9 protein-coding genes are annotated in these 12,327 nt (G+C 73.8%); 7 read left to right on the top strand and 2 right to left on the bottom strand.

The window, feature by feature from the left end; all coding sequences use genetic code 11:
- Positions 1-2,176 precede the first annotated feature (2,176 nt).
- On the top strand, positions 2,177-2,425 hold the full coding sequence (locus E1264_RS45590) for a hypothetical protein (protein ID WP_243711280.1): 249 nt from the start codon (positions 2,177-2,179) through the stop codon (positions 2,423-2,425).
- A gap of 155 nt (positions 2,426-2,580) precedes the next feature.
- Here E1264_RS45590 and E1264_RS31585 read toward each other — a convergent pair whose 3' ends face one another.
- Both E1264_RS31585 and E1264_RS31580 read right to left on the bottom strand, forming a co-directional pair.
- On the bottom strand, positions 2,581-3,693 hold the full coding sequence (locus tag E1264_RS31585; RefSeq protein WP_207936491.1) for an ATP-binding protein: 1,113 nt from the start codon (positions 3,691-3,693) through the stop codon (positions 2,581-2,583).
- A gap of 58 nt (positions 3,694-3,751) precedes the next feature.
- Positions 3,752-4,426 carry a response regulator transcription factor gene (locus tag E1264_RS31580; RefSeq protein ID WP_132179252.1) on the bottom strand — a complete coding sequence of 225 codons (675 nt, stop codon included), beginning with the start codon at positions 4,424-4,426 and terminating at the stop codon, positions 3,752-3,754.
- A gap of 118 nt (positions 4,427-4,544) precedes the next feature.
- On the opposite strand from E1264_RS31580, the gene E1264_RS43855 reads away from it, so the two are divergent.
- From E1264_RS43855 to E1264_RS31555, 6 genes are all read left to right on the top strand, one after another.
- Positions 4,545-5,039 (top strand): hypothetical protein, encoded by a 495-nt coding sequence (locus tag E1264_RS43855; RefSeq protein ID WP_165964476.1) that lies wholly within the window; start codon positions 4,545-4,547, stop codon positions 5,037-5,039.
- A gap of 101 nt (positions 5,040-5,140) precedes the next feature.
- Positions 5,141-6,238: an efflux RND transporter periplasmic adaptor subunit gene (locus tag E1264_RS31575; RefSeq protein ID WP_165964475.1), complete on the top strand. Its 1,098-nt coding sequence runs from the start codon at positions 5,141-5,143 to the stop codon at positions 6,236-6,238.
- Positions 6,235-7,041, top strand: a complete 807-nt coding sequence (locus E1264_RS31570; RefSeq protein WP_132179248.1) for an ABC transporter ATP-binding protein — start codon at positions 6,235-6,237, stop codon at positions 7,039-7,041. Before E1264_RS31575 ends, E1264_RS31570 begins: the two co-directional genes overlap by 4 nt.
- Positions 7,041-8,279, top strand: coding sequence for an ABC transporter permease (locus E1264_RS31565; RefSeq protein WP_347813435.1), 1,239 nt, complete (start codon positions 7,041-7,043; stop codon positions 8,277-8,279). The genes E1264_RS31570 and E1264_RS31565 overlap by 1 nt, the downstream gene beginning before the upstream one ends.
- Before the next feature lie 164 nt (positions 8,280-8,443).
- Complete coding sequence (locus E1264_RS46055) at positions 8,444-10,618, top strand: PQQ-binding-like beta-propeller repeat protein (RefSeq protein ID WP_132179246.1); 2,175 nt, start codon at positions 8,444-8,446, stop codon at positions 10,616-10,618.
- Positions 10,605-11,969 (top strand): serine/threonine-protein kinase, encoded by a 1,365-nt coding sequence (locus E1264_RS31555; RefSeq protein ID WP_132179244.1) that lies wholly within the window; start codon positions 10,605-10,607, stop codon positions 11,967-11,969. The genes E1264_RS46055 and E1264_RS31555 overlap by 14 nt, the downstream gene beginning before the upstream one ends.
- Positions 11,970-12,327 lie beyond the last annotated feature (358 nt).

Below are 12,327 nucleotides of genomic sequence, written 5' to 3'. Positions count from 1 at the left end.
CCCCTCCGGTGAGGACGGGGCGACGGGCCCCACAGGCCCGGCAGGCGTGACCGGCCCCGCAGGCCCCGAGGGCCCGACAGGCCCAGCAGGCGCCGACGGCGAAGACGGCGAAGACGGCGCCCCCGGCCCCACAGGCCCGGCAGGCCCGGCTGGCGAGGATGGCGCCCCCGGCCCAATGGGACCTCCTGGCGAGGACGGCGCCGACGGCGCACCAGGCCCAACGGGCCCAGCAGGCGCGGACGGGCCCACAGGCCCCGCCGGTGCCGATGGACAGGACGGAGCGACCGGCCCAACGGGCCCTCCTGGCGCGGATGGCGCGACCGGCCCGGCGGGCGCGACCGGCCCCGCAGGCCCCGAGGGCCCGACAGGCCCAGCAGGCGCCGACGGCGAAGACGGCGCCCCCGGCCCCACAGGCCCGGCAGGCCCGGCTGGCGAGGATGGCGCCCCCGGCCCGACCGGCCCAGCAGGCGAGGACGGCGCCGACGGCGCACCAGGCCCAACGGGCCCAGCAGGCGAGGATGGCGCTACCGGCCCAATGGGGCCTCCTGGCGCTGACGGCGCGGATGGCGCGGATGGCGCGACCGGCCCGGCGGGTCCGACCGGCCCGGCGGGCGCAGACGGCGCCACCGGCCCCACAGGCCCTGCAGGTGTTGACGGAGAGGACGGTGCCACCGGCCCAACCGGCCCCGCTGGCGCGGTGGGTCCGACTGGCCCGGCTGGCGCTGATGGTCAGGATGGTGCGACTGGTCCGGCAGGTCCTACGGGGCCGGCGGGCGCCGACGGCGCGACCGGTCCTGCGGGTGAAGATGGCGCCACCGGTCCGACGGGTCCTGCTGGCGCTGACGGTGTGGACGGTGCCACTGGTCCGATGGGTCCCGCAGGCGCCGATGGCGCAACCGGTCCGGCGGGTCCTGCGGGGGCGACGGGTCCGGCGGGTGCGGATGGCGCCACTGGCCCGGCGGGTCCCACGGGTCCGGCGGGTCCGGCGGGTGCGACCGGTCCGGCGGGTCCTGCTGGGGCGACCGGTCCCGCAGGCGCCGATGGCGCGACCGGTCCCGCGGGTCCAGCTGGGGCCACGGGTCCAGCAGGTGCCGATGGAGCCACTGGGCCTGCGGGTCCAGCGGGCGCTGATGGTGCGACCGGTCCGGCGGGTCCTACGGGTCCCGCGGGTGCGGAGGGTGCGACTGGTCCGGTGGGTCCCACGGGTCCGGAGGGCGCAACCGGTCCGGCAGGCGCCGATGGAGCTACTGGTCCAGCCGGTCCGGCGGGTCCAGCTGGGGCGACGGGTCCGGCGGGTGCGGATGGCGCCATTGGTCCGGCGGGTCCCACGGGTCCAGCGGGTGCGGAGGGTGCGACCGGTCCGGTGGGTCCTGCCGGGGCGACGGGTCCGGCGGGTCCCACGGGTCCCGCGGGTGCGGAGGGTGCGACCGGTCCGGCGGGTCCGGCGGGTGCTACCGGTCCCGCAGGCGCCGATGGCGCCACCGGTCCAGCGGGTCCAGCTGGGGCGACCGGTCCGGTGGGTCCTGCTGGGGCGACGGGTCCTGCGGGCGCGGATGGCGCGACTGGTCCGGCGGGTCCGATGGGTGCGACCGGTCCGGTGGGTGCTACCGGTCCGGCAGGCGCTGATGGAGCTACTGGTCCAGCCGGTCCGGCGGGTCCAGCTGGGGCGATCGGTCCGGTGGGTCCTGCTGGGGCGACGGGTCCTGCGGGCGCGGATGGCGCGACTGGTCCGGCGGGTCCGGCGGGTGCGACCGGTCCGGTGGGTGCTACCGGTCCGGCAGGCGCTGATGGAGCTACTGGTCCAGCCGGTCCGGCGGGTCCAGCTGGGGCTACGGGTCCTGCGGGTGCCGATGGTGCGATCGGTCCGGCGGGTCCGGCGGGTGCGACCGGTCCGGCGGGTCCGGCGGGTCCCGCAGGTGCCGATGGAGCCACTGGGCCTGCAGGGCCTGCGGGCGCTGATGGCGCGACCGGTCCGACGGGTCCGGCGGGTCCCGCGGGTGCGGATGGCGCCATCGGTCCGGCGGGTCCGACGGGTCCGGCAGGTGCCGTCGGTGCTACGGGTCCGGCGGGCGCGACTGGTCCTCGGGGTCTGCCGGGTGCCGATGGTGCCACGGGCCCTGCGGGTCCGACGGGTGCCGCTGGGCCGACAGGACCCACTGGGCCTATGGCCCAGGGGGTGACCGAGACCACTCGCGTGTCATCCGTGGTCAACGTTCCCGGAACGGGCCAATCGGTCCAGGGCGTCGCCTACTGCCCCGTCGGCTACACCGTCACCGGGGGCGGGGCGCAGACGGGGCTCACGGACAGCGGCATCATCGCGGGTAGCGAGCCCACCACGGCCGGCCAGGGCTGGAGTGCGTGGGGCCGGGCATCGGCCGCCCAGACGATGACCGTGTGGGCGATCTGCCTGAGGATGAGCAGCTGACCGCATAATGCACCATGGGGGTGGTCCGAGTAGTCGATCACTCTTCGGGTTCGTCGGTGATCATCGCCGGCGAACCCGGAGAGTGATCGATTTCCTGTCTCCGATCTGCGCTGTGAATGCGTCGGGCAGGATCTCGACCCGCGCCAGGTGGGCTACTAGCCGCTGCGTGGCTGCGTGGTCTCAGGTATCCCCGGGTGCCCGGGGACGGTGGTCGCGGGGAAGTGGATCTCGATGGAGAGGCCGCCGCTCGGAAGTGCCTGGGCGGTGATGTCGGCGCCGTGTGCGGTCGCGATGGCCCGGACGATCGACAGGCCGAGGCCGTGGTGGCCGTCGTTGCGCGCGGTCCGTTCGCCGAGCCGCTGGAAGGGCTCGAAGAGCCGGCCGACCTGCTGCGGGGGGATCGGCTCGCCAGTATTGATCACCGAGATCAGCGCTCGTCCGGCCCTGGTGCCGGTGGAGACCTCTACGTGGCCGCCGGTCGTGTTGTGGTGGACGGCGTTGTCGACGAGATTGGCGACCAGGCGTGCGGCCAGCGCGGGGTCGCCCGCGGCTGGGGCGGGGGCGATCCGGACCCCGAGGCGGACGCCGCGCGCGTCCGCCTCGGGGCGTGCCGCGTCGAGGGCCTGGCGGGCGAGGACGGACAGGTCGAAGGGTTCCTGGCGGTCGAGGCCGCGTTCGCTGCTGGCCAAGGTGAGCAGGGCGTCCAGGAGCTGGGCCTGGTCTTTGCTGAGCTCTAGCAGTCGTTCCGAGGTCGCCCGGTAGGTCGCCAGCGTGGCGTCGCCGTTGGTGAGTGTCTCCTCCAGGAGGGCGCGCTCCAGGGTGAGCGGCGTGCGGAGTTCGTGGGCGGCGTTGGCGACGAAGCGTTTGTGCGCGTTGAGGGCGGTCTCCAGGCGGCCGAGCAGGCCGTCGACGGTGTCGGCGAGGTCCTTCATCTCGTCGCGGGGGCCGGGGACGGCGAGCCGCTCGTGGACGTTGCGGGCGGAGATCTGCTGGATCGTGGACGTCATCGTGCGCAGTGGCCGCAGGACGCGCCCGGCGACCAGCCAGCCGAGGGCGATCGAGATCACCACCATGATCGCGAGCGCGATGCCGGACTGCATCAGGAGCTCGCGCAGCTGCGCTTCCCGGAGCCGTCTCAGGTGCTCGCGGATTTCCGGGCCACGCTCGTTGTAAACGATGACGACCAGGCCCGTCTTGGAACGGCGCATGAGCCAATAGGTGATCGCGAGAAGGACCGCGCCGGAAATCGTGAAAAGTGTGCTGTACAAGGCCGTCAGGCGAACGCGCACGGTCCGGTAGGAATGGTGAGGGGAGAGGCGGAGCAGGTCATGAAGGCGCATCGGTGTGGCCTATCCGGTAGCCGCCCTGCTGGACGGTCTCGATCACCGGTGGCGGCCCGAGTTTCGCTCGCAGCCGGTTCATCGTGGCCTTGACGGTGGTCGTGAACGGGTCGGCCGCCTCGTCCCACACCCGTTCCAGAAGTTCCTCGGCGGACACGGCGCGGCCGCCGGCGCCGAGCAGGTATTCCAGGAGCGCGAATTCCTTCGGGCTCAGCGCCAGCCGCATTCCCGCGCGGGTCGCGATCCGCTGCGCCGGGTCCAGCCGCAGATCGCCGTGGACGAGGACCGGCGGCAGCGCCGGTTGTGCCCGGCGGCCGAGCGCCCGGATCCGGGCCACGAGCTCGGCGTAGGCGAACGGCTTGGGCAGGTAGTCGTCGGCGCCGATGCTCAGGCCCGAGACCCGGTCGGCGATCGTGCCGGACGCGGTCAGCATCAGCACGCGGGTGCGGCGCGTCCGGCTCATCAGCGAGCGGCACACCTCGTCGCCGTGGACGCCGGGCAGGTCCCGGTCGAGGACGACGACGTCGTAGTCCAGCAGCGAGGTCCGCTCAAGGGCCGCGTCGCCGTCGTGGACCACGTCGACGGCCATTCCCTCGCGGCGCAGGACTCTCGCCACGGACGCCGCGAGTTCGGCCTGGTCCTCGGCCACCAGCACTCTCATCGTCCGGACAGGTTAACCGCCGCCGCGGTCACAGCCGGGTCACAGGCGCTCTGACCGTGGTGTGACCGCCCGTCGCCTAGAAATGGCCTCCCGCGCCCAATGCGAAGGAGACGATTGCATGTCGAAGGCGAAACGGCCGCTGGTCGCGCTCGCGATCCTGCTGCCGCTGCTCGCGGCCTGCGGTGGGTCGGACGACCCGCCCGGTGGCTCGGGGACCGCGGCGGGCGGTGGTGCCGCCGGTAACGGCAACGATCAGTATGTGAAGTACGCGCAATGCATGCGCGAGAACGGCGTCCCTGACTGGCCGGACCCCATTGACGGGACGAAGTTCCGCATGCCGAAGGGGAAGATCGACCCCAACACGCCGCAGTTCAAGGAGGCGGAGAAGAAATGTGAGTCCGTGCGTCCGCCCGGATGGACGTCGCGGCAGGATCCGTCCTTGCAGAACAAGATGCTGAAGTACGCGCAGTGCATCCGCAAGAACGGGGTGCCCCAGTTCCCCGATCCCCAGGACGGGAAGCTGGACCCGGGTTCCGTCGATCTCGATTCGCCGCAGTTCAAGGCCGCCGAGCAGAAATGCCGGTCGTTGCGGCCGGCGGGCGGTGGGGGATGAGCACGGATGTCAATGAGGCGCCTTCCGGTACGGCCGACGCCGCGGGCATTCCGGGCCCGGGGTCAAAGCGTCGGAAGGCGCGACGGGGTGGACGGTGGAAGGTGCTCGCCGGGGCGGGGATCCTGGTGCTGCTGGCCGGTGCGGGTGTCGCCGTCCTGGGGCCCTTCGGTGATGGGGACGACGCCCAGCCCGCGGCCTCTGCCGATGGCACGTCGCTGGTGGCCGTCCGGGAAGGGCCGCTGTCCACGCAGGTGACGCTGAGCGGGACGCTCTCGTACGCGGCCCACCGTGACGGAACCCCGTACGCCGTCGTCAACCAGGCCAAGGGCATCTACACCTGGGTCCCCAGCGAGGGCAGGGAGATCGGCTGCGGCAGGGCCCTGTACCGCGTGGACGAGAAGCCGGTGGTGCTGATCTGCGGCGGCACGCCGGCCTACCGCGCTCTGTCGGTGGGCGACGAGGGCCGCGAGGTGCGCGACCTCAACGGGAACCTGGTGAAGCTCGGATACGCGGAGAAGTCCGAGCTCGACCCCCGCTCGGACCACTACGGATCGGAGACCGCGGAGGCGGTCTCGGAGTTGCAGGACGAGCTGGGCGTCGTCCGGACCGGGCGCCTCGACCTCGGGGACGCGGTGTTCCTGCCCGGTCCGCTTCTGGTGACGAAGGCGATGGCCAAGGCCGGTACGCGGGCGGCGCCGGGCGGCCAGGTGGCGCAGGCGACCTCGGCGCGGCGGCAGGTGACGGTGGAGCTCGACCCCGGCCAGCAGTCCCAGGTCAAGGTCGGCGACCGCACCCAGATCACACTTCCGGACAACAGGACGACCCCCGGCAAGGTGAGCCGCATCGGGACGGTCGCGAAATCCGGTGACGGCGAGGGCGGCGACAAGAGCGACTCGTCCGGCTCCACCATCCCGGTGTACGTCACGCTCACGCGCCCCAAGGACGCCGGGAAGCTGGACGAGGCGCCGGTCCGGGTGCAGATCACGACCGACGGGATCGCGAAGGCGCTGATCGTCCCGGTCACCGCGCTGATGGGCAGGGCGGGGGGCGGCTACGTGGTCGAGGTGGCCGACCCGGCGAACGGGCAGCGGCGCCGCCTGGTCCCGGTGACGCTCGGCATCTTCGACAACGGCAACGGGCTCGTCCAGGTGTCCGGGGAGCTGGCCCCCGGCGATCACGTCGTGGTGCCCGCCTCATGACCCTCATGGACACGCCCCCCGAGCGGGCGCCCGCGCTGGAGCTGGCCGGTGTCACCAAGGTCTACGGAGGGCAGCCGCCCGTGCCCGCGCTGCGCGGTGTGAGCTTCACCGTCCGGCACGGGGAGCTGGTCGCCATCGTCGGGCCGTCGGGGTCGGGGAAGACGACGCTCCTGCACGTCATGGGGACGCTGGAGCGTCCCACGGACGGGCTGGTCCGCATCGACGGGGTCGACGCGGCGGGGCTCGGCGACCGGGAGCTCGCGGCGCTGCGCGCCCGCAGCATCGGGTTCGTCTTCCAGCAGTTCTTCTTGGCCGAGCACTCCACCGCCCTGGAGAACGTCGCGGACGGGCTCCTGTACGCGGGTGTCGAGGTCGGTGAGCGGCGGCGCCGGGCCGCGGACGCGCTCGACCGGGTCGGGCTCGCGCATCGCCGCGGCTTCCGCCCGACGAAGATGTCCGGCGGAGAGCGCCAGCGCGTGGCCATCGCCCGCGCGCTGGTCGGCAGGCCCGCGATCGTCCTCGCCGACGAGCCCACCGGCAACCTCGACAGCGCCACGGGGGCCTCGATCCTCGAACTGCTGCGCGAGCTCCACGCCGAGGGCGCGACGATCATCATGATCACGCATGACGGTGACCTGGCCGCGCGGCTGCCCCGCCAGGTGCACGTCCTGGACGGACGGATCATCTCCGACAGCGGCAGCGCCCCCGGCGGCGGCACCGCCCCGGGCAGCGGCACTACCTCCGGCAGCGGCGCGGCCCCCGCCGCGGTCGGTACATCCGGCGGGCCAGGAGAGGGGGAGTGATGATGCGGATTCCGACCCGGCTCGTGCCGGCCCGCCTGCGCGCCGGTGACCAGGCCCGGGTGGCGAGCACCGGGCTGCGCGCGCGGCCGCTGCGGGCCGCGCTGTCCGCGCTCGGGATCGCGATCGGCACCACGGCGATCGTCGCGGTCCTCGGGCTGTCGGCGTCGTCCCAGGCCGGACTGCTCGCGGAGATCGACCGGCTCGGCACGAACCTGCTGACCGTCAAGACCGGCCAGAGCTTCACGCAGGAGGCGGCGGTCATGCCGGTCGCCGCGCCCGGCCGGGTGGCCCGGCTCGGGTCCGTCGAGGAGGTCGCGCACACCGGCGCGGTCGGCGGCGCGAAGGTGTACCGGAGCCCGCTGATCCCGGCGATCAACACCAACGGGCTGAAGGTGCAGGCGGCGAGCCTGAACCTGCCCGGGGTGGCGGGCGCCGGCGTCGCCCATGGCCGCTGGCTCAACGAGGCGACGGCGACGCAGCCCGTCGTCGTGCTCGGCGCGTCGGCCGCGGAGCGGCTGGGGATCAGCCGCGTCCACCCCGGGCAGCGCGTGTGGCTGGACGGCCAATGGTTCTACGTCGCCGGAGTCCTCACCTCCGCGACGCTCGCACCGGACGTCGACACCAGCGCCCTGGTCGGATATCCGGCCGCGCGGCGCTACCTCGGCCACACCGCCATGGCCCGCGGCGAGCCGGTGGACGGACCTCCGAGCACGCTCTACGTCCGGGCGGAGACCGGCGCGGTCGGCGAGGTGCAGTCGGTGCTCGCCCAGACCGCGAATCCCGAGGCGCCGAACGAGGTCAACGTGAGCCAGCCCTCCGACGCGCTCACCGCCCGCGCCGCCGCGAAGGGAGCGTTCAACAGCCTGTTCCTCGGGCTCGGCGTGGTGGCGCTGATCGTCGGGGCGGTCGGGGTGGCCAACATCATGATCATCTCCGTGCTGGAGCGCCGCTCGGAGATCGGACTGCGCCGCGCGCTCGGCGCGACGCGGGGACAGATCCGCACCCAGTTCCTGGCGGAGGCGATCATGCTGGCGGTGCTCGGCGGCGCGGTCGGCGTGGCCGCCGGGGCGGCGGCGACCGCCGTGTACGCCGCCGTCAAGGGCTGGACGGTCGTCATCCCCGCCGAGGCGTGGGCGGGCGGTATCGGCTCGGCCGTCCTCATCGGGGCGATCGCCGGACTCGTGCCCGCGCTCCGCGCCGCCCGGCTCTCCCCGACCGAGGCCCTGCGGACGGCCTGACCCTGCCTGACCGCGGGCCGTGAGGCATAGGGTCTGAGGGAACCCCGCCGACCGGTCGGCTGTGCCGGGCCCCCGCCGTCCACGCCCCAGGTAGCGTTCGACGGACGGACGAACCGGACCCTCCGGGCGGCATCCCGGCACCAGGGCGACGGAGGCGGCAGGCAGTGGACCCGTTCCGGCCGGGCGACCCGCGCCAGGTGGGCGGCTACCGGCTGCTCGGCCGGCTGGGCGCGGGCGGCATGGGCACGGTCTACCTCGGCCGCTCGCCCGCCGGCCGGACGGTCGCCGTCAAGGTCATCAAGGAGCGGTACGCGGCCGACCCGGTGTTCCGCGCCCGGTTCCGCCGGGAGGTGGCCGCGGCGCGCACGGTGACGGGGACCTTCACCGCCCCGATCCTGGACGCCGACCCGGACGCCGCCATGCCGTGGCTGGTCACCGCCTACCTGCCGGGGCTGACGCTGCGGGAGGCGGTCGGGACGTTCGGCGCCCTCGCGGCGGGGCCCGCCCGCGTCCTCGCCCTGGGGCTCGCCGAGGCGCTCGCCGACATCCACCGCGCCGGGCTGGCGCACCGGGACCTGAAGCCCGGCAACGTCATGCTGACCGCCGACGGCCCCCGCGTGATCGACTTCGGCATCGCCCGGCCGGACGGCGGCACGGCGATCACGAAGGTCGGCGCCGTCCTCGGGACACCGGGGTTCATGTCGCCCGAGCAGGCGTCCGGGGGCGTGGCCGGTCCGGAGAGCGACGTCTTCTCGTTCGGCGCCGTCCTGGCGTACGCGGCGACCGGGCGGGAACCGTTCGGACGCGGCGACGCCGCCACCCTGCGGCGCCGCGTCGCCGAGGGGAGGGCGGACCTCAGCGGCGTCGCCGATCCCGGCCTGGCCGGTCTGATCGCGGCCTGCCTGCGCCGGGACCCGGGGGAGCGGCCCTCGGCCGTCCAGCTCCTGGACATGCTCGACCGGATCGGCGACGCCGCGCCGCCGTCCCCCGGCGACGGCACCGGATGGCCGCCCGCCGCGCTGGCGGAAGCGATCGACCGCCGTGTCGCGGAGGTCCGGTCGGATGTCCGGCCGGAGGAGCCGTCCGGGGCGCTGCCGCCGAGACCGCCCGCTGGAGACGCGGCACACGTCCACGACGCGGAGACGGCCGAACCGCACACCGCGGAACCGGCGGCTGGACGCGAACAGCAGTCGCAGCCGCCGCAGGCCCCGCAGCCGCCGTCGCTGCTCAGCCGGCGGGCGCTGGTCGTCTCCGCGCCGCTCGCGCTCGCGGCCCTCGGCGCGGTGGCGGTCGTCCGGGGCTGCGACACCGGATCGCCGCGCGCGAGCACCCGGCGATCACCGAAGGCCGCGCCGCCGATCCCGCCCCCGCAGGGCGTCCTGCGCTGGAGGGCCAAGGTGAGCGACTACTACCCCAAGGTGTTCACCGCGGGCGGCGTGGTGGTCGCGGAGGGGCAGGAGAGCGACGTCCGTGCCCTGCACGTCCAGACTGGCAAGACCCTGTGGAAACAGCGTGCGAGGAACGGGAGCCACTCCCTGGGCGACCTGGTATACCTCAGCGATCCCATACAGCCGTGGCTGACGGCCGTCGAGGCCGCCTCCGGCGAGACCCGCTGGGAGGGCAACTACCGGGAGGGGACGGTGCGCATGGTCGTCTCCGGGCCGGTGGCCTGTTTCGGGTACGAGGGGCCGATCAGGGCGGTGGGCGTGCGCGACGGCGAGACGCGCTGGCTCGCGGACGTGTCCCCCGAGACGGGGCTGGCCGCCGCCTCCACCCTGGTCGCCGCCGTGAACAAGACCGAGGTGGTCGCGCTCGACCCGCGCAGCGGACGGAAGCGATGGGCCTACCGGCTGAACCTCCGGGACTACCTGACCTACGCGTTCCTGGTCGGCGACGGCTTCGTCTTCGTCGGCGACCGGCAGGGCGTCCTGCACGCGCTGCGCGCCGCCGACGGGACGCTCGCCTGGCGGAAGGGACGCGGCCCGACCTGGTTCAACGGGTCGTCGCTCCTGTCGTCCGGCGGCGTGCTGTTCGCGGACGGGGGATACGGCAGCGTGGTCGCCATCGACCCCGCGACCGGCGCGGAGCGCTGGTCCCGCTTCCTCAACGACGACAGCGAGCTGGCGCTGGCCGGAGGCACGCTGTTCGCCGCCTGCTCGCACAGCGGCACGCTGTACGCCCTGAACGCGTCCGACGGACGCATCCTCTGGACGCATAAGGCCCAGCTCGATCGCGATCCCGTAATCGCGAGCATTGCCGGGCTCGTCTTCCTAGGCACCCGGGAGGGCACCGTGGAAGCCGTCGCCCCACCGGACGGAGGTCTGCGTGCAGGGTCTTGAGCCGTCCGATCCGCGGGCGGTCGGCCGCTGCCGGATCCTCGCCCGGATCGGCGCGGGCGGCATGGCGATGATCTACTTCGGGCGGTCCGGCGGCGGGCGTCCCGTGGCGGTCAAGCTGATGCACGCCGAGTTCGCCCGCGAGCCCGGGTACCGGGAACGCTTCCGCCGCGAGGTGGCGGCCACCCGGGCGGTCAGCGGGCGCTACAGCCCGGGGGTCCTGGACGCCGGCCCCGACGCCGCGCGTCCCTGGCTGGCGACGGAGTTCCTGCCGTCCGTGTCGCTGCGGGAGGCGGCCGGGCTGCTCGGCCGGATGCCGCCCGGCCTGGTGTTCCCGCTGGCCGCGGGGATCGTGGAGGCGCTCGTGTCCGTCCATGGCGCTGAGATCGTGCACCTTGATCTGAAGCCGGCGAACGTCCTGCTGACCGCCGACGGGCCACGGCTGATCGACTTCGGGATCGCCGCCGACCTGCGTCCCGGCGCGGCTCCGCCCGCCGGTGAACCGGCCGGGACCTGGGGTTTCATGGCTCCGGAGCAGGAGTCGGGCGGGCCGGTCTCCCCGGCGAGCGACGTCTACTCCTTCGGCGCGACGCTGGCCTACGCCTGCACGGGACGGCCGCCGTCCGGCGAGGGACGGCTGGACGGCATCACCGACGACCGGCTCCGGACGCTGATCTCCGGCTGCCTGCGTCCCGACCCGTCCACCCGGCCCACGGTGCCCGAACTGGCCGCCGAGCTGGCCCTCGGGAGTGCGGGGGACCACTCGGCCCTCCGCCTCCCGCCGGTCGTGCGTGCAGAGATCGACCGCCGGACGAGCGAAGCGGCCAACCCACCGACGCCGACCCCGCGCCCCGCCACGAATGCGGCCCCCGCTCCCAAATCCATTCCCGCACCCGCTCCAAAAGGCGTCCGCCGCCGCACTTTGGTGCTCTCGGGTGGCGCCTGCGCTGCGGCATTGGCGCTGGCCTTCGCCGTCCCGCAGGTGTTGTCGCTGGACGACGAACCGGAGACGGCGACAGCCCGGCCGGGCAACACCCTCGCCACCGGCCGGACGGCCCCGGCGTCCGACCCGGCGACCCGGACGCTGGAGTTCTACGTCTTCGGGACGAGCCCTCTCAGATCGCTGACCACCATCGTGAACGGGCAAAGCGTGACGGTGCGCAACAAAAGGTTGCCCTACCGGCGGGTCGTCCAGATACCGGCCGAACCGCAGCGCGTCACCTGGCGGATCGACTACCGCTTCGGCGCGGGCACTTTCGTCACGAAAGTGATCGTGGACGGGACCGAGCGCTCAAGTACGGGAGGCTCCAGCGAGAGCAAGGACGTCTCCGATTCCTACAAAGGAGCCGTCTGATCCGCCGCGGCAATTTCCGGCATCCGATTGATCAGACCAGCTCATATTCATCGGTTTAATGGCCGAATCCGAAACTACGACAATTGTGGTAGCGAACCGTCCCGCCGCATGGTGCCCGTGATGCGCAGAACTGCCATATCGCAGGCGATATCTATGACAGTTCACGCCACTTGTTGTGCCGAGGTGCCGCCAATATGCTCGGGCCGACCCAACGCGGGTCGCACGCAGTAGCTCCCAACCCTCGAACCAGAGGAGGCCCCCCGCATGCTGCGAAAGCTGAGCGTCGGCGCGATGATCGGCGCCGCCGCGATCACGCTGTCCGTGGCCCCGGCGGCCGCGGCGGCTCCCGCCACCGCCC

This window comes from Actinomadura sp. KC216, assembly GCF_004348535.1.
Lineage (GTDB): Bacteria > Actinomycetota > Actinomycetes > Streptosporangiales > Streptosporangiaceae > Spirillospora.
Note: the sequence above shows the minus strand (reverse complement) of the source record. Positions and strands in the feature narration are given on the sequence as shown.